General features: G+C 67.2%; 25 protein-coding genes. 14 read left to right on the forward strand and 11 right to left on the reverse strand.

The window, feature by feature from the left end; translation table 11 throughout:
* Nucleotides 1-13: 13 nt before the first annotated feature.
* From ACZ1J6_RS00990 to ectA, 5 genes are read right to left on the reverse strand one after another with little or no spacing between them, the layout of a single operon-like run.
* Entirely contained in the window at nt 14-1,489 is a 1,476-nt protein-coding gene (locus tag ACZ1J6_RS00990; protein WP_134095916.1) for an aspartate kinase, read from the reverse strand.
* Nucleotides 1,486-2,400 (reverse strand): ectoine hydroxylase, encoded by a 915-nt coding sequence (gene thpD, locus ACZ1J6_RS00995; protein ID WP_132268929.1) that lies wholly within the window; start codon nt 2,398-2,400, stop codon nt 1,486-1,488. The genes ACZ1J6_RS00990 and thpD overlap by 4 nt, the downstream gene beginning before the upstream one ends.
* A 16-nt stretch (nt 2,401-2,416) precedes the next feature.
* Complete coding sequence (locus tag ACZ1J6_RS01000; RefSeq protein ID WP_132268927.1) at nt 2,417-2,833, reverse strand: ectoine synthase; 417 nt, start codon at nt 2,831-2,833, stop codon at nt 2,417-2,419.
* 54 nt (nt 2,834-2,887) lie between these two features.
* Nucleotides 2,888-4,198: a diaminobutyrate--2-oxoglutarate transaminase gene (gene ectB / locus ACZ1J6_RS01005; RefSeq protein WP_134095917.1), complete on the reverse strand. Its 1,311-nt coding sequence runs from the start codon at nt 4,196-4,198 to the stop codon at nt 2,888-2,890.
* A gap of 16 nt (nt 4,199-4,214) precedes the next feature.
* Nucleotides 4,215-4,655 carry a diaminobutyrate acetyltransferase gene (gene ectA, locus ACZ1J6_RS01010; RefSeq protein ID WP_243841243.1) on the reverse strand — a complete coding sequence of 147 codons (441 nt, stop codon included), beginning with the start codon at nt 4,653-4,655 and terminating at the stop codon, nt 4,215-4,217.
* Between the two features lie 344 nt (nt 4,656-4,999).
* Here ectA and ACZ1J6_RS01015 point away from each other — a divergent pair, with 344 nt between their 5' ends.
* Nucleotides 5,000-5,461: a MarR family winged helix-turn-helix transcriptional regulator gene (locus ACZ1J6_RS01015; RefSeq protein WP_134095918.1), complete on the forward strand. Its 462-nt coding sequence runs from the start codon at nt 5,000-5,002 to the stop codon at nt 5,459-5,461.
* Between the two features lie 9 nt (nt 5,462-5,470).
* Here the strand turns inward: ACZ1J6_RS01015 and ACZ1J6_RS01020 are convergent, their stop codons facing one another.
* The 4 genes from ACZ1J6_RS01020 to ACZ1J6_RS01035 form a co-directional block, all read right to left on the reverse strand.
* Nucleotides 5,471-6,931, reverse strand: a complete 1,461-nt coding sequence (locus tag ACZ1J6_RS01020) for an alginate export family protein (RefSeq protein WP_134095919.1) — start codon at nt 6,929-6,931, stop codon at nt 5,471-5,473.
* Between the two features lie 59 nt (nt 6,932-6,990).
* Complete coding sequence (locus ACZ1J6_RS01025) at nt 6,991-8,181, reverse strand: benzoate/H(+) symporter BenE family transporter (protein ID WP_243841234.1); 1,191 nt, start codon at nt 8,179-8,181, stop codon at nt 6,991-6,993.
* Between the two features lie 10 nt (nt 8,182-8,191).
* Nucleotides 8,192-9,439: an MFS transporter gene (locus tag ACZ1J6_RS01030; protein WP_243654401.1), complete on the reverse strand. Its 1,248-nt coding sequence runs from the start codon at nt 9,437-9,439 to the stop codon at nt 8,192-8,194.
* A gap of 204 nt (nt 9,440-9,643) precedes the next feature.
* The gene (locus ACZ1J6_RS01035; RefSeq protein ID WP_132268978.1) at nt 9,644-10,567 is read right to left on the reverse strand and encodes a LysR family transcriptional regulator; all 924 of its coding nucleotides are present in this window, start codon (nt 10,565-10,567) and stop codon (nt 9,644-9,646) included.
* A gap of 112 nt (nt 10,568-10,679) precedes the next feature.
* Here ACZ1J6_RS01035 and ACZ1J6_RS01040 point away from each other — a divergent pair, with 112 nt between their 5' ends.
* From ACZ1J6_RS01040 to ACZ1J6_RS01095, 12 genes are all read left to right on the forward strand, one after another.
* Nucleotides 10,680-11,837, forward strand: a complete 1,158-nt coding sequence (locus ACZ1J6_RS01040) for a muconate/chloromuconate family cycloisomerase (RefSeq protein WP_134095920.1) — start codon at nt 10,680-10,682, stop codon at nt 11,835-11,837.
* Nucleotides 11,838-11,840: 3 nt separating this feature from the next.
* Nucleotides 11,841-12,131, forward strand: a complete 291-nt coding sequence (gene catC / locus ACZ1J6_RS01045) for a muconolactone Delta-isomerase (protein WP_134095921.1) — start codon at nt 11,841-11,843, stop codon at nt 12,129-12,131.
* 40 nt (nt 12,132-12,171) lie between these two features.
* Nucleotides 12,172-13,092: a dioxygenase family protein gene (locus ACZ1J6_RS01050; protein WP_134095922.1), complete on the forward strand. Its 921-nt coding sequence runs from the start codon at nt 12,172-12,174 to the stop codon at nt 13,090-13,092.
* A gap of 25 nt (nt 13,093-13,117) precedes the next feature.
* Entirely contained in the window at nt 13,118-14,476 is a 1,359-nt protein-coding gene (locus ACZ1J6_RS01055) for an SRPBCC family protein (protein ID WP_134095923.1), read from the forward strand.
* Nucleotides 14,473-14,985, forward strand: coding sequence for a benzoate 1,2-dioxygenase small subunit (gene benB, locus ACZ1J6_RS01060; protein WP_134095924.1), 513 nt, complete (start codon nt 14,473-14,475; stop codon nt 14,983-14,985). Before ACZ1J6_RS01055 ends, benB begins: the two co-directional genes overlap by 4 nt.
* 156 nt (nt 14,986-15,141) lie before the next feature.
* On the forward strand, nt 15,142-15,927 hold the full coding sequence (gene benD / locus ACZ1J6_RS01065) for a benzoate diol dehydrogenase BenD (RefSeq protein WP_134095925.1): 786 nt from the start codon (nt 15,142-15,144) through the stop codon (nt 15,925-15,927).
* Nucleotides 15,928-15,938: 11 nt separating this feature from the next.
* Nucleotides 15,939-16,646 (forward strand): CoA transferase subunit A, encoded by a 708-nt coding sequence (locus ACZ1J6_RS01070; protein WP_134095926.1) that lies wholly within the window; start codon nt 15,939-15,941, stop codon nt 16,644-16,646.
* On the forward strand, nt 16,646-17,293 hold the full coding sequence (locus ACZ1J6_RS01075; protein ID WP_134095927.1) for a 3-oxoacid CoA-transferase subunit B: 648 nt from the start codon (nt 16,646-16,648) through the stop codon (nt 17,291-17,293). Before ACZ1J6_RS01070 ends, ACZ1J6_RS01075 begins: the two co-directional genes overlap by 1 nt.
* A 14-nt stretch (nt 17,294-17,307) precedes the next feature.
* Nucleotides 17,308-17,625 carry a 2Fe-2S iron-sulfur cluster-binding protein gene (locus ACZ1J6_RS01080; protein ID WP_132268905.1) on the forward strand — a complete coding sequence of 106 codons (318 nt, stop codon included), beginning with the start codon at nt 17,308-17,310 and terminating at the stop codon, nt 17,623-17,625.
* 3 nt (nt 17,626-17,628) lie between these two features.
* Nucleotides 17,629-18,399 (forward strand): 3-oxoadipate enol-lactonase, encoded by a 771-nt coding sequence (gene pcaD, locus ACZ1J6_RS01085; RefSeq protein ID WP_134095928.1) that lies wholly within the window; start codon nt 17,629-17,631, stop codon nt 18,397-18,399.
* Between the two features lie 5 nt (nt 18,400-18,404).
* The gene (pcaF, locus tag ACZ1J6_RS01090) at nt 18,405-19,607 is read left to right on the forward strand and encodes a 3-oxoadipyl-CoA thiolase (RefSeq protein ID WP_134095929.1); all 1,203 of its coding nucleotides are present in this window, start codon (nt 18,405-18,407) and stop codon (nt 19,605-19,607) included.
* 2 nt (nt 19,608-19,609) lie between these two features.
* Nucleotides 19,610-20,845 (forward strand): NAD(P)/FAD-dependent oxidoreductase, encoded by a 1,236-nt coding sequence (locus ACZ1J6_RS01095; RefSeq protein ID WP_465127376.1) that lies wholly within the window; start codon nt 19,610-19,612, stop codon nt 20,843-20,845.
* A 12-nt stretch (nt 20,846-20,857) separates the two neighbouring features.
* On the opposite strand, the gene ACZ1J6_RS01100 is transcribed toward ACZ1J6_RS01095, so the two are convergent.
* On the reverse strand, nt 20,858-22,576 hold the full coding sequence (locus ACZ1J6_RS01100; RefSeq protein ID WP_134095931.1) for a M61 family metallopeptidase: 1,719 nt from the start codon (nt 22,574-22,576) through the stop codon (nt 20,858-20,860).
* Nucleotides 22,577-22,691: 115 nt separating this feature from the next.
* Nucleotides 22,692-23,171: an Lrp/AsnC family transcriptional regulator gene (locus ACZ1J6_RS01105; protein WP_243654400.1), complete on the reverse strand. Its 480-nt coding sequence runs from the start codon at nt 23,169-23,171 to the stop codon at nt 22,692-22,694.
* A gap of 145 nt (nt 23,172-23,316) precedes the next feature.
* On the opposite strand from ACZ1J6_RS01105, the gene ACZ1J6_RS01110 reads away from it, so the two are divergent.
* Nucleotides 23,317-24,297 (forward strand): ornithine cyclodeaminase family protein, encoded by a 981-nt coding sequence (locus tag ACZ1J6_RS01110; protein ID WP_134095932.1) that lies wholly within the window; start codon nt 23,317-23,319, stop codon nt 24,295-24,297.
* The last annotated feature ends 2 nt before the right edge of the window (nt 24,298-24,299 follow it).

Below are 24,299 nucleotides of genomic sequence, written 5' to 3' on the forward strand. Positions count from 1 at the left end.
ATCAATCAAGCGATCAGGCGGCAGCCAGTTCCTGGGTTCCGGCCGGTTCCGGGGTTCCGCCCACCGGGGCGGCGGCACCGCCTTCGACCAGCGCCTTGTGCAGCACCCGCACCGCCTGGTCGAAGGCCTCGACCGCGACGATGAACTGCACGTCGACATTGCGGATCTGGTGCTGCATCGCGGCCATGCCGATTCCGGCCTCGGCCATCGCCATCAGCGCGCGCGGGACCAGGCCCGGCTCCGCAAGGTCGCTGCCGATCACCGAGACCATCGCCACCGGCTGCACCGTCACGGCGGCGCCGGGCCAGTGCGCCTCGATGTCCGCGACGATGGCGGCCATCTGCGCCGGGCTGGTGCCCGAGAGGTAGTGCGTGATGGTGTTGGCGTTGGAGCTCTTGCTGACGATCCACGCCCCGTGGCGGGTCAGCGCCTCCAGGATCGCGGCGTCGTAGCCCTTCTCGCCGACCATGTCCTGTTCGAACACCTGCAGCGCCTGGACCGAGGCCAGCCCGGTGACGATCTCCACGCGCGGACGGTCGGAAACGTAGTCGCCGCAGATCAGCGTGCCGCCGTCGTGCCGGTCGAACGTGTTGCGCACCCGCAGCGGGATGCCGGACTGGCGCAGGCCCCGCCCGGCCCGCGGGTGGATGGCTTCCATGCCCAGGTTGGCAAGCTGGTCCGCCACGTCGTAGTTGGTGCGCCCGATCTTGCGCGCCACCGTCTCGCCCACCAGGCGCGGATCGGCGCTGGAAAGGTGGAACTCCTTGTGGATGATCGCCTCACGCGCCTGCGTCAGCACGGCGATGCGCGAGAAGGTCATTTCCGAATAGCCGCGCGCATAGCGGCGCACCATGCCGCCCTCGCAGCCCGCATAGCCGGTGACGATGGGCATCTGCCCGGCAAGGTCGATCGGCGCCATGGCCTCGACGATGCGCTCGTCCAGGCTGCGCATGTCCGCGTGGTCCCAGAGCGTCAGGTCGACGAAGACCGCGTTCACGCCCCGGTCGCGCAGCATCAGCGCGGTGGAGTGCGCCGAATGTGCCTCGCCCAGACCGGCCAGCATCTCGCGCACGGTGGTCATCTGGTCCTTCAGGCAGAAGCGACCATGCGCGCGCAGGCGGTCGAGATCGTCCAGGCAGGTTTCCAGCGCGGCGATGCGCATGGCCACGAAGGCATCCGCTTCCTCCCGGCTGGCGGAGCGCGCGAACATCTCGGCATTGCGCGCCCACATCGCGCCCATCACGTCCGCCAGGGCGGAGCGCCAGGCGCCGGGCACTTCGTTGCGGATGAAATGGGCATGGACGCCGGGCTCGCCCGACTTCTTGTGCTCCAGCAGCAGGTCGGTCATCCCGGCATAGGCCGAGACCACGAAGATCCGGTTGTAGAGGTCCGCGCCCTTGCGGCCGGCGACCAGCACGTTGTCGAACACCGTGGAGGTGGCCGCCATCGAGGTGCCGCCGATCTTCTCGACGGAATGGGTCCGGTTCATGCGGCTTCTCCTTCGAGGATGCCGGAAACCGGCGTGATCGTCTTCACCTCGCGCGCGGCGATGAAGTCCGGACGCGGGGTGGCGGCGGCGAAGGGCGCTTCCAGCCGGTTGCTCACGGCGTTGTAGACCAGGAAGGCATTGGCGCGCGGGAAGGGCGTGATGTTGCCGTTGGACCCGTGCATGGTGTTGCAGTCGAACACGATGACCGTCCCCGGCTTGCCGGTGGGCGAGACGATGCCCTGGCGGTGCGCCAGCTGGGCCAGCGTATCTTCATCGGGCACGCCGTATTCCTGCTTGCGCAGCGACGCGCGGTAGTGGTCTTCCGGCGTCTCGCCCACGCAGGCGATGAAGACGTGCTGCGATCCGGGCATGACCATCAGCGGGCCGTTGTGAGGCGTGTTTTCCGCCAGCAGCACCGACATCGACAGCGCGCGCATGCGCGGCATGCCGTCCTCGGCGTGCCAGGTCTCGAAGTCGGAGTGCCAGTAGAACTCCTTGCCCTTGAACCCCGGCTTGTAGTTCAGCCGCGACTGGTGGATGTAGACCTCGTCGTCCAGCAGGTAGCTGGCGACGCCGGCCAGCCGCGCGTCGGCAGCCAGGCGGCCCATGGTCTCGCTCTGCTCGTGGATCTCGAAGATCGAGCGGATCTCGCGGCTGCCCGGCTCGGCGATGACGGTTTCGTCCTTCAGGCCCGCCGGGTTGCCCAGGAGGCGGCCGGTCTCGGCCTGGAGCGCGGCCATTTCGGCCTCGGAGAACACGTCCTCCAGCACCAGATAGCCGTCACGGTCGAACTGGGCGATCTGCTCGGCGCTGAGCGGTGCGCCGGGCTGCCATTCGCGGCGCGCGACGGGTTCGTCGCGGGGAAAGAGCTGCGGCTGCGCAGCGCAGCGCGTGGGATAATGATCCTGCATCGTCTGGCCTTCCTCCTCAGTCCGTGAGGGCCGGCTCGCCGGCATCTTCACTGGCGTCGGCGGGATAGGCGCCGCTTTCGTCATGAACCTCGCGTCCGGTGACCGGCGGGTTGAACACGCAGGCGCAGAGGATGTCCTCGGTGGGCCGCACGATGTGCTTGTCGTTCTGATTGAGCGCGTACATCACGCCGGCCTTCAGCTCATGAGTCAGGCCGGTGCCGAGGTCCTCGATGGTCCCGGCGCCCTTCAGCACCAGCACGGCTTCCAGGTGGTTCTGGTAGTGCATGTGCAGTTCCTCGCCCGCGAACATCGTCGTGACGTGGAACGAGAAGCCCATGCCGTCGTCCTTGAGCAGCAGCCGGTCGGAGTGCCAGCCGTTGGACTCGACGTGGCGGTCGGACTTGCGGATTTCCTTGAGTTGGCGAACGATCATATGGTCAATTCCTGTAAATCTGTGCCTCTAGTTCGAGGCGATCTGGAAGGGTGCTCAGGCAGCGACGCCGAGCGGGCGCTTCACCGGGGCGATCGCCTCGGCCAGCGCGGTTTCCAGGATGTCGAGGCCCGCGTTCAGCGTGGCATCGTCGATCACGAGCGGGGCGAGCACCTTGACGATCTCGTCATGCGCGCCGCTGGTCTCGATGATCAGGCCGGCATCGAAGCAGGCGCCGGTGATGCGGGCGGCGATCTCGCCGCTGCCCACGTCGATGCCGCGCATCATGCCGCGCCCGCGGGTCGAGAGGCCATGGCGGTCGGCCATGCGCTCCAGCCGGCCTTCGAGGATGCCGCCGCGGCGGGCGACGTCGTCGGCAAAGGCGGGATCGGCCCAGAATTCGCGCAAGGCCGCCGTGGCGGTGACGAAAGCGTGGTTGTTGCCGCGGAACGTGCCGTTGTGCTCGCCCGGCGCCCAGATATCGAGGTCGGGGCGGATCAGGGTGAGCGCGAAGGGCAGGCCCATGCCCGAAAGCGACTTGGCCAGGGTGACGATATCCGGCGTGAAGCCCATGCCCTCGAAGCTGAAGAACCCGCCGGTGCGGCCGCAGCCGGCCTGGATGTCGTCGACGATCAGCAGCGCGCCGTGCTTCCGGGCGAGCGCGGCGATCTTGCGCAGCCAGCCGGGGCTGGCGGCGTTGAGGCCGCCTTCGCCCTGCACCGTCTCCACCAGGAAGGCGGCGGGCGCATCGAGACCGCTCGACGGATCGGACAGGCGCTGTTCCAGCAGGTCCGCGGTATCCACGCCCTCGCCATAGTAGCCGTCGAAAGGCTCGTGGCTGACATGGTTGAGCGGCACGCCCGCGCCGCCGCGCTTGCCGGCATTGCCGGTGCAGGCCAGCGCGCCCAGCGTCATGCCGTGGAAGCCGTTGGTGAAGGCCACCACCATCTCGCGGCCGGTCACCTTTCGCGCCAGCTTGATCGCGGCTTCCACCGCATTGGTGCCGGTCGGCCCGGTGAACATCATGCGATAGTCCAGCCCGCGCGGCTCCAGCACGACATCCTCAAAGGTGCGGAGGAACTCGGTCTTGGCGTCGGTGTGCAGGTCCAGCGCGTGAGTCACGCCGTCACCGGCGATGTAGTCCACCAGCGCGGCCTTGAGCACGGGATGGTTGTGGCCGTAGTTCAGCGAGGAGCAGCCCGAAAGGAAGTCGAGATAGCGGCCGCCCGCGTTGTCGTGCATCCACACGCCCTGCGCCTTGCCGAACTGGCGCGGCATGGAGCGGGAATAAGTACGCACGGCGGATTCGCGGCGCTCGTAGATTTTCGTGTCGGGCGCGGCGGCGCTCGGCATGGGCATCTTGGTCATGTCAGGGTTCCCCTGTTCAGGATTGGGCGGACGGCAGGGGCGCGATGCTCGCCTGCCATTCCGTGTCGTGCGCACCGGCAAAGTGCGCGTCGCGCTCGAAGCGCGGCGATTTCGAAAGCTGCGCGCCGTGGCGGCGCGCGAAGGCCGTGAACAGCGCCCAACTGGCGGCATTGTCCTCGGTGATGGTGGTGGTCAGCGTGGCGGCGCCGCGCACGGCGGGCCGGGCCAGCAGGGCATCGAGCATGCGTCCTGCCAGTCCCTCGCCGCGGGCCGAGGCGGCCACGGCCACCTGCCACACGAAAAGACGCTCGGGATGCGAAGGCGGGCGATAGCCGGAGACCCAGCCGACGGCCTGCCCATCCCGCTCCGCAAGCACGCAAGTATCGGCAAAATCGCTGCACTGGAGCAGGTTGCAATAGGCCGAGTTGGGATCGAGCGGCGGGGAAGCCGCGATCAGGGCCGTGACGGCAGGGCCGTCTTCGGCAGTGGGGCAACGCAGGCGTAGCGGCGCTTTGGCCACGTCTTCCTGCGGCGCGTTCTCGGGGCCCCCGGAAAGATCCCGGAGGCTTGCCTCGTTCGCATTCAAATCTAAGATTACTTCACCCTCCGAAGCACATCGTTGTGCTTGGCTATTGCCTCATAGTGACTGCGCTTGCGGCGAAACATACTGATTCGGCGCGGCATTGCAACAGCCCACCGGGGGAATGGTTCCAGAGACCCTGCCGTTTCGTGTCACAAATCTTCCATATCCGAAGCATATTCACACTTGGCGCAAAGCCTCGTCAAAGCTAGCTGTCGGGCATGGAATCGGACCTCACGCCAGCGGCGCTGACGGCGCTGCGAAAAATTATCGACGCCGCCGATCTGGATAACCGGAAAATGGCCGCCGCGACCGGTCTCACCCCGTCGCAGGGCCTGGTCCTGCGCCAGATCTGCGGGCACGAATCGATCACGCCCGGTGCGGTCGCCACGGCGCTGCGGTTCGGCCAGGCGACGATCACCAATATCGTCGACCGGCTGGTCGCCGGCGGCCTGGTCACGCGCACCCGCAGCCTGACGGATAAGCGGCAGATGCTGCTGCAGGCGACGGACGAGGGGCGCGAGAAGCTGCGCGCCTCCCCGTTCCCGCTGCAACTGCGCTTCAGCCAGGGCTTCGGCGCGCTGGAGCGGTGGGAGCAGGCCATGATGCTGGCCGCTCTGGAGCGGCTCGATGCCCTGCTCACCCCCGGCCGGGGCGAAGAGACGTCGCCCCCGGCGCGCTAGACTGCTCCGCTAGATCCGGAACGTCAGGTAGGCGGCGGCATAGAACAAGTCGCGCCCCGGCTTGAACTTCTCCGAAACATCGCCGTAAATCGTGTAGAAGCCGAGCGTTGTGAAGGGGTTGAGCGCATAGCGCCCGGCCGCCGTGGCGCGCTTTCCGAAGAAGCGGGAATCGGTCTCGTCGGCGCGGCGCAGCACTTGCCCGCCCAGCGAATAGACGCCGTCGTGGATCGAGGTGCGCCACAGGCCTGCCGCCGAGAAGTCGAGCGTCAGCTTCGCGTTCGGCTGGAGCGTCAGCATCGGCTGGAAGATCGTCAGGTTATGCGGCCCCAGGTCGCCATTGTAAGTGAGCGGCTTGGGGAACAGCGGGCCGTAAGTGCCGGCCTTGCCGTCGCCGGGATTGCGGTCGCCCGAGCCCACGTCCACGCGCAGGGCCAGCTTGGGCTTCCAGCCGCCCTGCCAGCCGTGAGCGATTGTGCCGGTGACGTAGTAGGCATCGATGTCGAGGTTCCCGAACGAGCCCCATTGCCGGATGCCCTCCACATCGACGCTCCAGGCATCGGCCTTCCCGGCATAGCGCAGCGAAAGCGTGCGACGCCGGTCGCGCGCGGCGGGTGCGGTGGCGAAGGACACGCTGGCGCGGTCGGAGGAGACGAACAGCATTTCGGCCCGGCCGGTATGGCTTCCGGCGCCGAAAGTGCGTCCGGCGTGGAGCCCGGTCAGGTCGTAGTCGTGGTTGGTCTCGTCGTCGAAGGTGCCCAGCTTTTCCAGCACCGCGTGGCCGGTGAGGAAGCCGCCGTCCCACGGGCCCATCGTGCCCATCACGCGCAGGAGGTCCAGCGAGCGGCGGGTGTTGGCGCCTTCGCGCATGTCGAACACGGTCTGGTTGCCGATGCCGATTTCCTGGCGGCCGAAGCGCGCGGTGATCCGCGCAGTGCCGACCGGCACATGCGCCTCGACGAAGGCCTGGTTGAAGTCCAGCCGGCCCTCCTCGATCGGCGCGACCACGGAATCGAGCCCGGTGCTGGTGGCGTGCTCCAGGTCCACGAAGGCGCGGAACAGGCCCTCGACCTGGAGGTCGCCCCAGACGCGGGTGCGCTGCTGGAAGTTGCCGTCGTCGTCCTGCGGACCGCGTCCCCAGCGCTCCCCGATGCGCAGTTCGGGCCGCAGGCGTAGCTCTCCGCCAAGCGAGGCATACGTATTGCCCGCCAGCGGAATGTACTTGATGCGGGTCCAGAGATTGGCGTCGCGCACGGCGCGGAAGCTGGAATAGTCCTCGTCATGGTTGATCGGCTTGAAGGCCGGCTTGGGCGCCTTGGGCCGGTTCGGGCTTTGCGGCGCCGCGATCTCGGTCGCGGCGGTCTGTGTTGCGGCGGGCGCCTCGGCGGGTGCTTGCGCCGATACCGGCACGGGGACTTGTGCGGGCACCTGCGCGGTGGCTGCGGTCAGGGCATGCGCCATGATCTGGAACATCGATACTCTCCCGTTTTTTCGTTTGTTCTGAAGGGGGCGACCCAGTTGCAGCCGCTATGTCATCGTCTTGCGGCGAAAGTCTGGAGCATGTGCACGGCCAGCCCGAAGACCAGTCCCCAGAAGGCGGAGCCGAGGCCCGCCAGTGTCATGCCCGAGGCGCTGACGGCGAAAGTGACGAGCGCCCCGTCGCGGCCCTGCTCCGCGCGCAGGGCGGTGCTGAGCGAGCCGGAGACGACCGGAAACAGCGCCAGCCCGGCCAGCGCGGCGATCAGGGTCTTGGGCAAAGTGGCAAACAGGGCCAGCACCGTCGCCGCGAAAGCGCCGAAGATCAGGTAGGTCACGCCGCCCGCGATCCCCGCGAGATAGCGCTTCGCCGGATCGGGGTGCGCGTCCGGGCCGAGGCAGATCGCGGCGGTGAAGGCCGCCAGGTTCAGGCCGTGGCAGCCGAACGGGGCCAGCAGGATCGAGCCTATGGCGCTGGCCGAGACGATCGGGCGCGCCGGCGGCGTCTCGTAGCCCGCGGCGCGCAGCACGGCGATGCCGGGAAGGAATTGCCCGGTCAGCGCCACGACCGCCAGCGGCAGGGCGATGCTGGCGGTGGCGGCCCAGTCGAAGCGGGGCGTGGTCCAGACCGGCACGGTCAGGCGGGGGGTGCCGATGGTGCCCGAAAGGCCGCCGTCCAGCATGGTCAGCACTACGCCCGTCACCAGCACGGCGACGACGGCATAGCGCGGGGCGAGCACGCGTCCGGCGAAGAAGGCGGCGATCATCGCGATCACCGTGACCGGCGCGGAGGGGACGGCGCTGATCATGTCGATCACGAAGCGGAACAGGATGCCGGCCAGCATGGCGGCGGTGATCGCGGCGGGCAGGCGCTTCATCAGCCGGTCGAACGCGCCCGAAGCGCCTACCGCCAGCACCGCGAGGTTGGCGACGATATAGGCGCCCACGGCCGTCGCGAAATCGGTCTGGGGCAGCATGGTCACCAGCAGCGCCGAACCCGGCGCCGACCATGCCACCACGATCGGCACGCGCCAGCGCCAGCTCAGCACGATGCCCAGCACCCCGCTGCCGATCGAGATGGCCCAGATCCACGAGGCGACGACCGCCGGCTCCAGCCCTTGCGCGGCCTGGAACACGATCACCAGCGGTCCGGCATAGGATATGGTGGTGGCGATGATCCCGGCGACGATTGCCGGGATCATCGATGTCTGGCCTTGTGCCGGGAGCGTCTCGATGGTGGTGGTCATGATCGTCCGTTCACGCCGCGAGGGCGTAGGCTTCCCGGCTGCGCTGCTGGCGGCGGCTCACCATGTAAAGCGCGGTCGCCAGTACGGAGACGAGGCCCGGAATGGAGAAGGCGAGGAAGTTGAGCGCCATCGGCAGCTCCGCCGCGAGCAGCAGTCCGCCCAGCATCGGCCCCACGATCGCGCCGACCCGGCCCATTCCCGAGGCCCAGCCCAGCCCGGTGGATCGGACGGAGAGGCTGTAGAACTCCGCGACGCTGGCATAGAGCAGGATCTGCGTGCCGGTGGTGCCGGCGCCGGCGATGAAGATCAGCAGGTAGAGCACCGGCATGGCGCTGTTCAGGCCGAGCAGGGCGATGCACAGCGCGCCCAGGGCGAAATAGGCCATGACCACGCGGGGCAGCCCGAAACGGTCGGCCAGGCGCCCGCCCATGATCGCGCCGAACATGCCGCCGAAATTGAGGGCCAGCAGGAACGAAAGGCTGGAACCCAGGCTGTATCCGGCGCTGCGCATCAACTGCGGCAACCACGAACCCAGCGCATAGACCATCAGCAGGCAGCAGAAGAAGCACAGCCACATGGACAGCGTGCCCAGCGTGCGGTCATGCCGGAACAGTTCGCCCACCGAGGCGCGCCCCGTGTCGGCCTCGCGCAGGACCAGCGGCGCGCCGGAGGCGGCCTCGGGGGAGAGCTGGCGAAGGATCGCGCGGGCCTTGTCCTGCTCGCCCTTGCGCACCAGGAAGCCGACCGATTCCGGCAGGCCGCGCAGGATCAGCGGAAGCAGCGCCAGCGGCACGGCGGCGGCCAGGAACATCGCCTGCCAGCCGAACCGTGGCAGCAACCAGATGCCCAGGCCCGCCGCGACCATGCCGCCCACGGCATAGCCGCTGAACATCAGCGCCACGAGGGTGCTGCGCATCCGCCTGGGGGCATATTCGTTGGTGAGCGCAACGGCATTGGGCATCAGCCCGCCGCAGCCCAGGCCCGCAGCGAAGCGCAGCACGCCGAACATCGTCGGCGTCGTCACGAAGCCGTTCAGGAAGGTCGCGGCGCTGAACAGCGTGAAGCAGAGGGTGATGCACTTCTTGCGGCCGATCCGGTCACCCATCGGTCCGAACAGAAGCGCGCCGGACATCATGCCGAACAGCGCCCAGCTTGCCAAAGAACCGGCTTGCGGTGCGGTAAGTTGCCACTGCTCCATCAGCTTGGGGAGCACGACTCCGTAAATGAATACGTCGTAGCCATCGACTATAAGCAGCAATGCGCAGGCTATAATTATCTTGAGGTGCAGATTTCCGAATCTGGCTTCGTCGACAAGACGACTTACATCGATACCTTGCATATCGATTCCTCTCCCATTTCACGTTGTGTGATTTTCCGGGAAAGTGAATGACCTGCAGGGGTTCAACAAATACCGTTTAAGTCCGATGCGAATACGCAGCGGGTATCGCCGGAAACGCGCCGGTCACAATTCCTCGCTCAGCGCGGCGGGCACGTCATAGCCCCACTGCGCATATTGCCGCGCGATCACCGCGGCCATGAGCGCCAGTTCGGGAGAGCGGTCTCCCGGGCGGTGGCTCATGATGATGGGGGAGGTGGCCGGTTCCACCAGTTCGCGGAAGGCGACATCGTGGCTGCGCGCGCGGCGCACCGATTCCGGGACGATGGCCATGCCTTCCTCCGCCGCGACGAGGCCGATGGCGATCTGCAGTTCGCGCGCCTCGTGCACGATGCGCGGCTCTATCGAATGGTCGCGGAACAGCGAGATCACCTGGTCGGCATAGCTGGGGCGGGGCGCGCGCGGATAGATGATCTGCGGCTCATCGGCCAGGTCGCGCAGCGAGATCGGCCCGCTCCCGTTGGCCAGCGGGTGGTCGACCGGGAAGGCGGCCACGAGTTTCTCGTTGCGCAGGATGATGCGGCGGACCGAAGGGTCCTCGAAGCGGATGCGCCCGAAGCCGACATCGATGCGCCCGTCCTTCAGGGCGGCGATCTGGTCCAGCGTGGTGGCTTCTACCATGACCAGTTCCACGTTCTCCGCCGCCTTGCGGAATTCGCGGATCAGTTCGGGCAGGCGGGCATAGATGGTGGAGGCGACGAAGCCGATCACCAGCCGCCGCCGCTCGCTGGTGGCGGCGGCCCGCACCATGGCCTCCACGTCCTCCATGCGGGCCAAGACTTGCAGGGCCTGTTCGTGGAGCAGGCGGCCGACGGCGGTGAGCCGCAGCGGGCGCGTGCCGCGATCGAGCAGCGGCGCGCCGACATGCGCCTCCAGCTGCTGGATCGCGCGCGAAAGCGGCGGCTGGGCGATGTGCAGCCGTTCGGCGGCGCGGTTGAAGTTCCCCTCGTCCGCCACGGCCACGAAGTAGCGCAGAAGGCGCACGTCCATCACGATAATATACCTCTCAGGTATAGGCCTGTAACCGCATTGATCTTTGCAGCCGCTGCGACCGAGGCCTAACTTTCCCATCGAAAGCTAAACATTCGGGAGAGTCGCTGCAATGGCCCTGTTGAGCCAAGCTGATACCTTAATCGTCGATGTACCGACGATCCGCCCGCATGTTCTGGCCATGGCCACGATGCATTCGCAGGCGATGGTGATCGTGCGCCTGACCGACAGTGACGGCGTAGAGGGCATCGGCGAGGGCACCACCATCGGCGGCCTCAGCTATGGCGAGGAAAGCCCGGAAAGCATCAAGTCCGCCATCGACACCTATATCGTCCCGGTCCTGAAGACTTGCGATATCGCCCGCGTCGGCGCGACGATGGCCAAAGTCGCGAAGTGCGTGCGCGGCAATCACTTCGCCAAGTGCGCGGTGGAAACCGCGCTGCTGGACATGGCGGGCAAGCGCTTGGGCGTGCCGGTCTCTGACCTCATCGGCGGGGGCCGCGTGCGCGACGACATGCCGGTGGCCTGGACCCTCGCCAGCGGCGACACCGCGCGCGACATTGCCGAGGGCGAGGAGATGCTTTCCCTGCGCCGCCACCGCATCTTCAAGCTGAAGATCGGCAAGCGCGATGTGCGGGCGGACGTCGCCCATGTCGGCGCGATCTGCAAGGCGCTGGGTGACCGCGCCAGCGTGCGCGTGGACGTGAACCAGAACTGGAGCGAGGCGCAGGCCAAGCTGGGCATGGCGATGCTTCAGGACGTGGGCTGCGATCTGGTCGAGCAGCCCATCGCCGGGGACGACATCGCGGCGATGACCCGCCTTGCCACCACGCGCGGCGTGCCGCTGATGGCGGACGAGGCGCTGCACGGGCCGCGCACCGCGCTGCGCATCGCCTCTGCCGGTGCGGCGGGCGTCTTCGCGCTGAAGATCGCGCAATCGGGCGGTCTGTTCGCCACCGCCGAAGTGGCCGCCATCGGCATGGCGGCGGGGATCGGCCTCTATGGCGGCACGATGCTGGAAGGCGGCGTAGGCACAGTGGCCTCGGCCCATGTCTTCGCCACCGTCCCGGAGCTGGCCTGGGGCACGGAGCTGTTCGGCCCGCTGCTGCAGACCGAGGAAATCCTGACCGAGCCGCTCGGCTACGGGGACTTTTCGCTGAAGGTGCCGACCGGCCCCGGCCTCGGCATCGCGCTCGATCCCGACAAGATCGACTTCTTCCGGCGTGACCGTTCGGGTCCGCGCCTTCACGCCGTAAACGCAGGAGCCTGAGCCATGCTGTTCATGGTCGAAATGGACGTCAACATTCCGCTGGACTTCGACGCGGAAGAAGCCGCGAAGATCAAGGCGGCCGAGAAGGCCTATTTCCAGAAGCTCCAGACGGCGGGCACCTGGCGCCACATCTGGCGCAAGGTCGGGCTCTATTCGAACGTGTCGATCTTCGATGTCGAGAGCAATGCAGCGCTGCACGACACGCTGATGGGCCTGCCGCTCTACCCCTTCATGACCATGAAAATCACGCCGCTCTGCCGGCACCCATCCTCCATCCATGACGACGATCGCTGATCGCCGGAGCCACTGAATACAGTCCTTGGGAGAGAACAAAATGGACGTCAGCTTCGTAAAGACCCCGGAAATCCAGCAGCTGCTCGATCGCGCCGCCGGCGTGAACGAGAGCGGCGGCAGCCCCCGCCTCAAGGCGATCATGCGCGACCTTACCGAATCGGTGATGGAGCTGATCGTCCGCCACGACATTTCCGAAAGCGAGTTCTGGCTCGCCATGAAGTACCTTTCGGACAGTGCGGGCGAGATCGGCCTGATCGTGCCGGGCACAGGGCTTGAGCACTTCCTGGACCTCTACATGGATGCCAAGGATGCCGAGGCCGGCCTCTCCGGCGGCACCCCGCGCACCATCGAAGGCCCGCTCTACGTCGCCGGTGCGCCGCTGGTGGAAGGCAACGTGAATCTCTCCGTCGACGAGGATGAGGGCACCACCGTCCTGCACATGACCGGCAGTGTCACCGGCCCGGACGGCGAGGCGGTGGAGAACGCGATCGTCCACGTCTGGCACGCCAATTCGAAGGGCTGGTATTCGCACTTCGACCCTACCGGCGAACAGACCCCGTTCAACAACCGCCGCCGTATCAAGCTGGCTAAGGACGGGCGCTATGCGTTCCATTCCAAGCAGCCGAGCGGTTATTCGGTGCCGCCGGGCGGTTCGACCGACCAGCTGATGCAGGCGCTGGGCCGTCACGGCAATCGCCCCGCCCACGTCCACTTCTTCATCGAGGCGCCGGGCTACCGCACGCTGACGACGCAGATCAACTTCGGCGACGATCCCTTCGCGGCCGACGATTTCGCCTTCGGCACCCGCGCGGGTCTGCTGCCGGTGCCCAGCCGCCAGGGCGACAGCGCCTACATCCAGTTCGACTTCCAGATGCAGCGCGCCGCCGATGCGGACGACGAGCACTTCTCGTCCCGCGCCCGGGCCGAAGCCGAACCGCAGCCCGAAACAGAAACGGCCTGACCACAGAGAAACGGGAGACAGGATCATGTACGAACGCCTCATGCACCGGGTCTCGACCGCCGTGGTCGATGATGTCGAAACCGGCGAGTTCCGCTGCCGCCGGGACGTCTTCACCGATCCGGCGCTGTTCGAGCTGGAAATGAAGTACATCTTCGAAAGCAACTGGGTGTACCTCGCCCACGAAAGCCAGCTTCCGAACAAGAACGATTACTTCACGACCTTCATCGGGCGCACGCCCGTGATCCTGACCCGGGCCAAGGACGGCGCGATCAACGGCGTGGTCAATGCCTGCGCGCATCGCGGCGCCAAGCTGTGCCGCCGCAAGCGGGGCAACCAGCCGCTGTTCGTCTGCCCGTTCCACGGCTGGAGCTTCAAGACCGACGGCAAGCTGCTGCGCGCCAAGGATGCCAGCACCGGCGCCTATCCGGACAGCTTCGACCACGAAGGGTCGCACGACCTGACGAAGGTGCGCGTAGAAAGCTATCGCGGCTTCGTGTTCGGATCGCTGAACCATGACGTCCTGCCGCTGGAAGACCATCTGGGTGAAGCGAAAGTCATCATCGACCAGATGGTCGATCAGGCGCCCGAGGGGCTGGAAGTGCTGACCGGCAATTCCACCTACACTTTCGACGGCAACTGGAAGATGCAGATGGAGAACGGCTGCGACGGCTATCACGTCAGCTCCGTTCACGAAAACTACCAGTCCACCATGGGTCGCCGGGCCGAGGGCGGCACCAAGGCAGTGGACGCCAACGGCTGGTCCAAGGCGCCCGCCAGCGGCGTCTATGGCTTCGAGCATGGGCACATCCTGCTCTGGACGCAGGTGATCAATCCCGAAGTGCGGCCGATCTGGAACCACAAGCCGGAACTCGACGCCCGGCTGGGCGAGGATCGGGCCAGGTTCATCATCGAGCAGACGCGCAATCTGGCGCTCTATCCGAACGTGTTCCTGATGGACCAGTTCTCGACCCAGATCCGCGTCGTCCGCCCGATCGACGTGCACACCACCGAAGTGACGATCTACTGCTACGCCCCCAAGGGCGAGAGCGCCGAGGACCGCGCCCACCGCATCCGCCAGTACGAGGATTTCTTCAACGTCACCGGCATGGGCACGCCCGACGATCTGGAGGAGTTCCGCTCCTGCCAGAAGGCCTACGAAGGCGCGGGCGAGCTGTGGAACGACCTCAGCCGCGGCGCCACCCGCTGGATCCACGGCGCGGATGCAAATGCCAAGGCCATGGGCATGAACCCGCTGCTCTCCAGCGAGCGCAGCGAGGACGAGGGGCTGTTCGTGCGCCAGCACGAGTTCTGGGCGCAGATCATGCTCGACGGTCTGGCCAAGGACGCGGCCAATCAGCCGTCGATGATGGAGGCGGCGGAATGAGCACGCTCGACATGACCCGTGAAACCCTCTCCTACCGCGAGATCTGCGCCTTCCTCTACCGCGAGGCGCGCCTGCTGGACGATCGCCGGTTCGATGAATGGCTGGAATGCTATTCGCCCGACGTGGAATACTGGATGCCGGCGTGGACCGACGACGATGAACTGTGCTCTGACCCGCAGACCGAAATCTCGCTGATCTACTACGCCAACCGGCAGGGGCTGGAAGACCGCGTCTACCGCCTCAACACCGAGCGCTCCTCCGCGTCCACGCCCGAGCCGCGTTCGGCGCACTTCATCGGCAATGTCGAAGTGCTGGAGAGCCGCGATGGGCAGGTGGACTTGCGCTACAACTGGCACACGCTCAGCCACCGCTACCAGCAGACGCAGCAGTTCTTCGGAACCACGTTCCTGACGCTGGATACTGCCGATGAGACGCCGTTGATCCTGAAGAAGAAGATCGTCCTGAAGGACGACTACATTCATCAGGTCATCGACATCTACCACGTCTGAGGAGGTGGGCATGTCGGTTCACTCACTCTCTTCGCGATCGTCCTCCTCCCAACCCTCGTCATTGCGAGGAGGCGAAGCCGACGCGGCAATCCAGAGCGGCGCAAAACCGCCCCTGGATTGCTTCGCTCCGCTCGCAATGACGAAGGGTGCGGTGTCATGATCTTCGCAGGACGCTTTGCAGGCAAAGTCATGGTCGTGACCGGCGCGGCGCAGGGCATCGGGGCCGGTGTCGCAACCCGCGCCGCTGCCGAGGGCGCGAGCGTGGTTCTGGTCGACCGCGCCGAATTCGTGACCGAGGTGGAATACGCCATCGTGGCGGCGGGCGGAAAAGCCGTCTCCATCTGCTGCGACCTTGAGACCTACGAAGGCGCGGCGGCGGCGATGGCCAAGGCGGTCCAAGCCTTCGGCCGTATCGACATTCTCATCAACAATGTCGGCGGCGCGATCCGCATGCGGCCCTACGCCGAGTTCGAGCCCGCGCAGATCGATGCGGAAATCCGCCGCTCGCTGATGCCGACGCTCTACTGTTGCCATGCCGTTCTGCCGACCATGCTGGAGCAGGGCGCGGGAACCATCGTGAACCTGTCCTCCAACGCCACGCGCGGCATTCGCCGGGTGCCCTATTCGGCGGCGAAGGGCGGGATCAACGGCCTCACCCAGAGCCTGGCTATGGAATATGCGGAAAGCGGCATCCGTGTCGTCGCGACGGCACCGGGCGGCACCAGCGCTCCCCCGCGCCGTGTCGCCCGGAATGCCGAAGGCGACAGCGCGCAGGAGCAGGCGTGGATGGCCGAGGCGGTCGCGCAAGTGACCGATTCCGCCTTCCTGAAACGCTACGGAACCCTTGAGGAGCAGATCGCCCCGATCCTGTTCCTCGCCTCGGACGAGGCCAGCTACGTGACCGGCACCGTGTTGCCCGTCGCGGGCGGCGACCTCGGTTAAGGAGACACGCGATGTCGAAAATCTACGATAGCCCCCGCAGCGCTCTCGATGGCCTGCTGTTCGACGGCATGACCATCATGTCCGGCGGGTTCGGGCTTTCGGGCAATCCCGAGAGCTTGATCCCCGAAGTGCGCGCGGCGGGCGTGAAGGACCTGACGGTCATTTCCAACAACGCGGGCGCCGACGGCTTCGGTCTGTGGATGCTTCTGGAGAGCCGGCAGATCCGGAAGATGATCTCCTCCTACGTGGGCGAGAACAAGCTGTTCGAAAGCCAGTACCTCTCGGGCGAGCTGGAGCTGGAACTCAACCCGCAGGGCACCCTGGCCGAGCGCATTCGCGCGGGCGGCGCGGGCATCCCGGCGTTCTACACGAAGACCGGGGTCGGCACCGTGGTCGCCGAAGGCAAGCCGGTCGAGGTGTTCGAGGACGAGGAATACGTGCGCGAAACCTGGCTGCGCGCGGACCTGTCGATCATCAAGGCCTGGCGCGCGGACGAGGAGGGCAACCTCCAGTTCCGCAAGACCGCGCGCAACTTCAACCCGAACATGGCGACGGCGGGCAAGGTCACCGTGGCCGAGGTGGAGGAGATCGTCCCCGCAGGGACCTTCGATCCGGACTGCATCCACACCCCCGGCATCTACGTCGACCGCGTGGTGCTTTCGACCATCAACGAGAAGCGCATCGAGAAGCGCACCGTGCGTGAAAGGGAGACGGTCTGATGCCTTGGACCCGCGATGAAATGGCCGCCCGCGCTGCGAAGGAACTGCGCGATGGGTACTATGTGAACCTGGGCATCGGCATCCCGACGCTGGTGGCGAACCATGTGCCGGAGGGCATCAAGGTCACGCTCCAGAGCGAGAACGGCATGCTAGGCATCGGCCCGTTCCCCTATGACGACGAAGTCGATCCCGACCTCATCAATGCCGGCAAGCAGACGATCACCGCGCTGCCGACGTCCAGCTTCTTCTCCAGCGCGGACAGCTTCGCGATGATCCGCGGCGGCCATATCGACATGGCCGTGCTGGGCGCGATGGAAGTCTCGGCACGCGGCGACCTCGCCAACTGGACGATCCCGGGCAAGATGGTGAAGGGCATGGGCGGGGCGATGGACCTCGTCGCGGGCGTGAAGCGCGTGGTCGTGGTCATGGACCATGTCTCGAAGAACGGCGCGCCCAAGATCCTGCCCCAATGCAGCCTGCCGCTGACCGGCAAAGCCTGCGTGGACCTGATCGTCACCGACCTTGCCGTGATCGCCGTGGACCGCATTCGCGGCGGGCTGACGCTGGTCGAACTCGCCCCCGGCGTCACCGAAGCGGAAGTCGCCGAGAAGACCGGTGCGCCGCTGGCCCTGCCGGAAGCGGCGTAAGACAGGACTGTTCCGTGCCTAGACTGATCGTCGTCGACCGTTCGGGAGACGAAACCGCCATCCATGCCGAAGAGGGCCGCTCCGTGATGGAAGCGATCCGCGACAACGGCTTCGATGAACTGCTGGCGCTCTGCGGGGGCTGCTGCTCCTGCGCCACCTGCCACGTCTTCGTCGACGAGGACTGGACCGCCGCGACCGGAGCCATGTCCGAGGACGAGAACGACCTGCTCGATTCCTCCGACCATCGCGGCGCCCGGTCGCGCCTGTCGTGCCAGATCGCCATGACCGCCGCGCTCGACGGGCTGCGTGTCGCCATCGCCCCGGAGGATTGACCCATGGCCTTCACTCACGTTCCCGGCGCCAGCCTCTACTGGAAGCGCGACGGCCGCGACCACGCACCGGCACTGGTGCTGCTCAATTCCATCGGCACGGACATGGACTTGTGGGACGCGGTCCTGCCGCACTTGCAGGACCGTTTCGCGCTGCTGCGCATCGACACCCGCGGTCACGGCGCTTCGGTGGCCGAGCCGGGTGACTTCTCGATGGCACGACTGGCCGAAGACGTGCTGGCGGTGGCCGACGCCGCCGGGATCGCGCGCTTTTCGCCGGCGGGCGTGTCGCTGGGCGGCATGATCGGCATGGAACTGGCCCTGCGCGCGCCGCAGCGGATGGAAAAGCTGGTGCTCGTCTGCACTTCCGCCACAATGGACAGCGCCTCGTGGAACGACCGCATCGGCACCGTGCGCACCGAAGGCATGGCCGCCATCGCCGACCTCGCCATGGGCCGCTTCCTCTCGGACGCCGCCGCGCCCGCACTGTTTGAAAGCGTGCGCCGCCAGCTCCTCGGCATGGACCCGCAAGGCTACGCCGGTTGCGGCGCGGCGATCCGCGACATGGACCTGGGCCCGCGCATCCCCGCCATTGCCGCGCCCACGCTGGTCGTCACCGGCACGCGCGATAGCTCCACGCCGTTCGCCGGGCACGGCGAGCACCTCGTCCAGAGCATTCCCGGCGCGGCGCATGTCTCGCTCGAAGCTGCTCATCTTGCCCCCCTGGAAGCGCCCGGGGCGCTGGCAGGGGCACTCGCCTCGTTCCTGGAAAGCTGAAGATCATGGCCGAAGCCTTCATCTGCGACGCCGTGCGCACCCCCATCGGCAAGCTGAACGGCTCGCTTGCCGCCTTGCGCGCTGACGACCTTGCCGCGCTGCCGCTCAAGGCGCTGATGGCGCGCAACCCGGATGCCGACTGGGGCGCGATCGACGATGTGATCCTCGGCTGCGCCAACCAGGCGGGCGAGGACAACCGCAACCTGGCGCGCATGGCCGTGCTGCTGGCCGGGATGCCCGAAGGCGTGCCCGGCGTGACCGTCAACCGGCTGTGCGCCTCGGGCCTCAATGCGCTGGGCATGGCGGCGCAGGCGATCCGCGGCGGCGATGCGGACTTTCTCATTGCCGGGGGCGCCGAGAGCATGACCCGGGCGCCCTATGTCATGGGCAAGGCCGGCAGCGCTTTCGGCCGCGACCAGAAGATCGAGGACACCACGCTGGGCTGGCGCTTCGTCAATCCGGCGATGAAGGCAGCTTACGGCGTCGACACGATGCCGCAGACCGGCGAGAACGTGGCCGAGCAGTGGCAGGTGAGCCGCGAGGAGCAGGACCGTTTCGCCCTCGCCAGCCAGGAAAAGGCCGCGCGCGCGCAGGCCGATGGCCGCTTCGCCGCCGAGATCGTTCCGGTATCGGTCCCGCAGCGCAAGGGCGATCCGGTGATCTTCGCGCAGGACGAGCACCTCCGCGCCACCAGCCTCGAAGCGCTGGCGAAGCTGAAGCCGGTAGTGAAGGCGGACGGCACCGTGACGGCGGGCAATGCCTCGGGCCTCAACGACGGCGCGGCGGCCATGCTGGTGGCCAGCGCGGAGGCGGCGAAACGCCACGGCCTCGCCCCGCGCGCCCGCGTGGTCGGCATGGCGGCCGCGGGCATCGCCCCGCGCATCATGGGTGCAGGCCCGATCGAGGCGGCGCGCAAGGTGCTGGCGCGTCATGCGCTGGGCGTGGACGACCTTGACGTGATCGAGCTGAACGAGGCTTTCGCCAGCCAGGCCATCGCCACCTTGCGCGATCTCGGCATCGATCCCGGCGACCCGCGCGTCAATCCCAACGGCGGCGCCATCGCGCTGGGCCATCCCCTGGGCATGTCCGGCGCGCGTATCGCGCTTTCGGCGGTGGAGGAACTGCATCGCACCGGCGGCCGCTTTGCGCTGGCCTTCATGTGCATCGGCGTCGGGCAGGGCCTGGCCGTGCTGCTGGAGCGCGTGTGACCATGGCGGAGCGTGCAGACGTCGTTATCGTGGGAGCCGGGCACGGCGGTGCGCAATGCGCGATCGCCCTTCGCCAGAACGGTTTCGAGGGGACCATCACCGTCATCGGCCGCGAGCCGGAGCATCCTTACGAGCGGCCGCCGCTCTCCAAGGAATACTTCGCGCGCGAGAAGACCTTCGACCGTCTCTACATCCGCCCGCCGACGTTCTGGGCCGAGAAGGAGATCACCTTCAAGCTCGGCACCGAAGTGACCAAAGTCGATCCGGCGGCGCAGGAACTCGCGCTCTCGGACGGTGAGACTTACGGCTACGGCAAGCTGGTCTGGGCGACGGGCGGCGATCCGCGCCGGCTGTCGTGCTCGGGCGCGGATCTGGCAGGGGTCCATGCCGTGCGCACCCGCGAGGATTGCGACACGCTGATGGCCGAAATCGATGCGGGCACGAAGAACGTGGTCGTGATCGGCGGCGGTTACATCGGCCTCGAAGCGGCGGCAGTGCTCTCGAAGATGGGCATCAAGGTCACGCTGCTGGAAGCGCTGCCGCGCGTGCTGGCGCGCGTGGCAGGGGAGCCGCTCTCGGAATTCTACCAAGGCGAGCACCGGACGCACGGCGTCGACCTGCGCACGGGCGTCGCGGTCGATTGCCTGGTGGGCGATGGCCACAAGGTCACCGGCGTGCAGCTTGCCGGCGGCGAAGTCCTGGGCGCCGAGGCGGTGATCGTGGGCATCGGCATCGTCCCGGCGGTCGGGCCGCTGATCCTGGCCGGCGCGGCCGGAGCCAACGGCGTGGACGTGGACGAATATTGCCGCACTTCGCTGCCGGACATCTATGCCATCGGCGACTGCGCGGCTTTCGCCTGCGACTTTGCGGGCGGCACGGTGATGCGCGTGGAATCGGTGCAGAACGCCAACGACATGGCGACGTGCGTGGCCAAGGCGATCTGCGGCGATGCCAAGCCCTACAAGGCGTTTCCGTGGTTCTGGTCCAACCAGTACGACTTGCGGCTGCAGACGGCGGGCATCAGCCTGGGCTTCGACCAGACCGTGATCCGCGGCAATCCCGAGGACCGCAGCTTCTCGGTGATCTACCTCAAGGAAGGCAAGGTCCTGGCACTCGACTGCGTGAACGCGGTCAAGGACTACGTCCAGGGCCGCAAGCTGGTGGAAGCGGGCGCCTTGCCGAATGTGGACCGCCTTGCCGATGCGGGTGTGCCGCTCAAGGAACTGCTCGCCGGGTGAGCGCCGCCGGGGCTACCGGGCGGCGCAGTCGGTGCCTGCCCGGGCCTGCCACTGGTAGGTGCCGGGCACCGTTTCGCCGCGCGGCAGGTAGGCGATGCGCAGATGCTGCCCGCCGCGCTCGACCTCCAGCGTGACTTCGGCTTTCTGGTCGCCCTGGAGAGCGTCCTGCGGGAAGCGGTTGAGAATGCGGTCGCCATTGCGCAATCCCGCCGCTTCGGCGTTGGAACCCGGCTTGAGCCCCGCCACGATCCGGTCCTTGTTGACGAGGATCATCGGATCGAAGCCGAGATCGAAGCGTTTCATCGGGCGCGTCACGCGTTCGAAGCAGGGACCGAAGGCATCGGAAGGCGGCAAAACCGTGCCGCCTGCCAGCATGGCGTCGAAATCGGCCAGCCCCCGCGCGCCGAGTTCCTGGCCGAGCAGTCTCTTCCAGAGCGCCAGGTCCATCGGCCGGCCTGCGCGCCGCTCCGCCAGCATGTGGCGGACGAGATCGTCCAGCGAGCGCTTGCCCTGCGAGGCGGCGCGTATCTGCGCGTCCACCGAGGCGAAATAGAGCGAGCCGCGATCGTAAGGCAGCACGCGGATGCGCGTGTCCTTCCAGAAGCCTTCGGCGATCTGCGCGTTCGGCGTGGCGATCAGGGCATTGGTGTAATAGCGGCCCGCCGTGGAGTTGAGATCGTCGAGGAAGGCTTGCGAAGAGATCAGCCCGGCGCGGAAGGGCAGGATGCGCTGGTAGTGGACGGCCAGCCCTTCGCCGAACCAGGAAAGCCCCAGCCCGCCGGGCGCATCCATGGAATCGCTGAGCGAATTGATCCAGGCGTGGACCATCTCGTGCGCCAGCAGGCCTTCGAGATCGGCGATCGGGGTCTTTTCGCTGAACGTGAAGGCGAAGCTGTCGGTCAGGCCGATGCCGCTGCCGGGATTGACGTGGTTGGTCCGCGCGAAGACGCCGAAGCTGGCGGGGCGCTGGTCGAAGAACGTGCCGTAGAAGGCCTGGAGCCGGGCGGCCCAGTCCATCAGGTCCGGTCCGTTGAACCCGAAACGGCCCTGCCAGGTGCCGAAGAACGTGCCCTTGGCATATGTGCCGACCTGCCCGGCCATGTAGTAGCCGCCGGCGATCTGGTCCGAGCGCAGGGGACGGCCGCTGCGGCTGTCGCCCACGCCGATGCTGGAAACGCCGCGCGCGTCCTTGCCGGCGCGCGCGAGGTCCCAGTGCACGACGAGGTCGCGCGGCAGGGTGTCGGCAGGGAGGACGAGGAAGGCGTTGCCCGCGCCGGACAGGCCGCCGTCGCTGGCGCGCAGTTCGTACTGCGGCTTGGCCTGTTCCGGCTGCGCCGGATCGATCGCCAGCCGGTAGGAGACGGTGACCGCACCCTCGACCGGGCGCAGCGGTTTCCACGTCCGGTCCCGGTTGTCGCCGTCCCTGGCCGCGTCCTGCGCTTCCACGGGCAGGGCGCCCTTCGCATCGGAAAAGGCCAGCGCTTCCATATGGCCGGCAGACGTCTCGACGGTGTTCGCGGTGAGGGCGATCGCGGCCAGGGCATCGCCTTGCGGCGGGGCCTCGAAACGGATCGCGACATCCATGCGGGTAAGCGCGCCCCGGGGATCGGCGACGGGCGCGAGGGTAATCGAGAGATCGGGCGCATCGTCTGCCCGCGCCGCCGCGAAAGGCGCGGATGCGATGAGGACGGCGGGAAGCGCGGCGATGAAGGCGATGCGATGCGAGGTCATGGCACGAGGCTAACAGTCCGTTCCGAAGGATAATGTGCAAAGAGCATGGCGCCGGCCCGCCGGCGCGCATGAAATATGCTCGTCGCTGCGATCGGCGGCGGGCTCCGCCTTGCGGTCAGCCCGGCAGCGAGGGCAGCGGCAGCCGGTGCGTGCACTTCAGTTCGGACAGGGTGGCGGTGGAACGCACGTCCTCCACGCCGGGCAGGCGCAGCAGCGTGCGGAACGTGAAGTTCTGGTACCAGGCGATGTTCGGCGCGAGGACCTTGAGCATCACGTCCATCTCCCCGAACAGCGTATAGGCTTCCAGGATTTCCGGCGTGGCCTCCACCGCGTGGACGAAGCGGTCGCGGTCCTCGTCGGACAGGCGGGACATCTTGAGCTGGGCGAAGATGAACATGCTCTCGCCGAACTTCTCGCGGTCGAGAACGGCCACGGTATGGCGCACGTAGCCCTCCTCCTTCAGCCGCTGCATCCGGCGCCAGCAGGGCGATTGCGACAGCCCCACGCGGTCGGCGATTTCGCTGGAGGATTCCGAGGCGTCGATCTGGAGGCGATCGAGGATCTTCATGTCGAGCCGGTCAAGTTCGGCGGGCAAGATTATGCTCCCTGTTATGGTTTGTTGGTTTGAACATGCCACGCAAAACCGATCGAGCGCAATAAAGGCGGAGATATTTCCAGGCACGGCGCTATCACTGATGCTCGACGCAAACCGATAATCGGCAACAGGGACGGGTCATTCTATGAAACGAGGCGAACTGGCGATCTTCGATGCGGAGGACGTGCGCGCGCTGCTCGACTATCCCTCTTGCATCGCGGTTGTTCGAGAGGCGATGAAGGCGCTGTCGTTGGGAGAAACCCGCCAGTTGCTGCGCACCATGATCCACATGGGAGAAGGGCGGACTTTCGGGCTGATGCCGGGAGCGCTGTCCGAACAGGGGATGTTCGGCGCCAAGCTCATCAGCGTCTTCGCGGAGCCCGGCAATCCCGGCGTGCGCCGCCATCGCGGGGTGGTGACGTTGTTCGAACCCGTGGAAGGCCGCCCCGTCTGCGTGGCCGATGCCGAGGAGATCACGCATATCCGCACGGCCGCCGCCACCGCCGTCGCCACGGCGGCGCTGGCGCGGGACGATGCCGAAGTGCTGTTGCTGATGGGCACGGGCGGGCAGGTCCATTCGCACCTCGAAGCCCTGCCGTTGGTCCACCGCTTTTCGCGCATCCTGATCTGGGGACGCGATCCGGCCAGGGCGCAGGACGTGGTCGACGCCTGGAAGGACCGCCTGCCGGTGGAAGTGGCGCTGGACGCGCAAGCGGCGGCGGGCGAGGCGGACGTCATCTGCACGCTCACCGGTGCGCGCCAGCCGATCCTGCTGGGCGCCTGGCTGCGACCGGGCACGCACGTCAACGTCGTCGGCTCCAGCGGACCGGGGCCGGTGGAAGTGGACAATGCGCTGGTCGTCGCCTCTCGCTTCATTGCCGACAGCAAGGCCTCCGCCCGCGATGCCGCCGCCGAGTTCCTGGTGGCGAAAGAAGCCGGCCTGGTGGACGACGCGCATATTGTCGCAGAGATCGGCGAAGTCCTGCTGGGCCAGGTGGCCGGGCGCCGCAACGCCGAGGACATCACCGTCTACAAGTCGCTCGGCCATGCGGTGCAGGACCTGGCATCGGCCGCCCATCTCTACGAAGCACACAGCCACAAGATCCACGGAACCCAGAACCGATGACG

Source organism: Novosphingobium sp. BL-S-21, assembly GCF_055521655.1.

Bases quoted from the DNA above. Each gene is read 5' to 3' on its own strand.
- ACZ1J6_RS00990 (WP_134095916.1), bottom strand. From the start codon at position 1,489: ATGAACCGGACCCATTCCGTCGAGAAGATCGGCGGCACCTCGATGGCG.
- thpD (WP_132268929.1), bottom strand. From the start codon at position 2,400: ATGCAGGATCATTATCCCACGCGCTGCGCTGCGCAGCCGCAGCTCTTT.
- ACZ1J6_RS01000 (WP_132268927.1), bottom strand. From the start codon at position 2,833: ATGATCGTTCGCCAACTCAAGGAAATCCGCAAGTCCGACCGCCACGTC.
- ectB (WP_134095917.1), bottom strand. From the start codon at position 4,198: ATGACCAAGATGCCCATGCCGAGCGCCGCCGCGCCCGACACGAAAATC.
- ACZ1J6_RS01015 (WP_134095918.1), top strand. From the start codon at position 5,000: ATGGAATCGGACCTCACGCCAGCGGCGCTGACGGCGCTGCGAAAAATT.
- ACZ1J6_RS01020 (WP_134095919.1), bottom strand. From the start codon at position 6,931: ATGTTCCAGATCATGGCGCATGCCCTGACCGCAGCCACCGCGCAGGTG.
- ACZ1J6_RS01025 (WP_243841234.1), bottom strand. From the start codon at position 8,181: ATGACCACCACCATCGAGACGCTCCCGGCACAAGGCCAGACATCGATG.
- ACZ1J6_RS01035 (WP_132268978.1), bottom strand. From the start codon at position 10,567: ATGGACGTGCGCCTTCTGCGCTACTTCGTGGCCGTGGCGGACGAGGGG.
- ACZ1J6_RS01040 (WP_134095920.1), top strand. From the start codon at position 10,680: ATGGCCCTGTTGAGCCAAGCTGATACCTTAATCGTCGATGTACCGACG.
- catC (WP_134095921.1), top strand. From the start codon at position 11,841: ATGCTGTTCATGGTCGAAATGGACGTCAACATTCCGCTGGACTTCGAC.
- ACZ1J6_RS01050 (WP_134095922.1), top strand. From the start codon at position 12,172: ATGGACGTCAGCTTCGTAAAGACCCCGGAAATCCAGCAGCTGCTCGAT.
- ACZ1J6_RS01055 (WP_134095923.1), top strand. From the start codon at position 13,118: ATGTACGAACGCCTCATGCACCGGGTCTCGACCGCCGTGGTCGATGAT.
- benB (WP_134095924.1), top strand. From the start codon at position 14,473: ATGAGCACGCTCGACATGACCCGTGAAACCCTCTCCTACCGCGAGATC.
- benD (WP_134095925.1), top strand. From the start codon at position 15,142: ATGATCTTCGCAGGACGCTTTGCAGGCAAAGTCATGGTCGTGACCGGC.
- ACZ1J6_RS01070 (WP_134095926.1), top strand. From the start codon at position 15,939: ATGTCGAAAATCTACGATAGCCCCCGCAGCGCTCTCGATGGCCTGCTG.
- ACZ1J6_RS01075 (WP_134095927.1), top strand. From the start codon at position 16,646: ATGCCTTGGACCCGCGATGAAATGGCCGCCCGCGCTGCGAAGGAACTG.
- pcaD (WP_134095928.1), top strand. From the start codon at position 17,629: ATGGCCTTCACTCACGTTCCCGGCGCCAGCCTCTACTGGAAGCGCGAC.
- pcaF (WP_134095929.1), top strand. From the start codon at position 18,405: ATGGCCGAAGCCTTCATCTGCGACGCCGTGCGCACCCCCATCGGCAAG.
- ACZ1J6_RS01095 (WP_465127376.1), top strand. From the start codon at position 19,610: ATGGCGGAGCGTGCAGACGTCGTTATCGTGGGAGCCGGGCACGGCGGT.
- ACZ1J6_RS01100 (WP_134095931.1), bottom strand. From the start codon at position 22,576: ATGACCTCGCATCGCATCGCCTTCATCGCCGCGCTTCCCGCCGTCCTC.
- ACZ1J6_RS01110 (WP_134095932.1), top strand. From the start codon at position 23,317: ATGAAACGAGGCGAACTGGCGATCTTCGATGCGGAGGACGTGCGCGCG.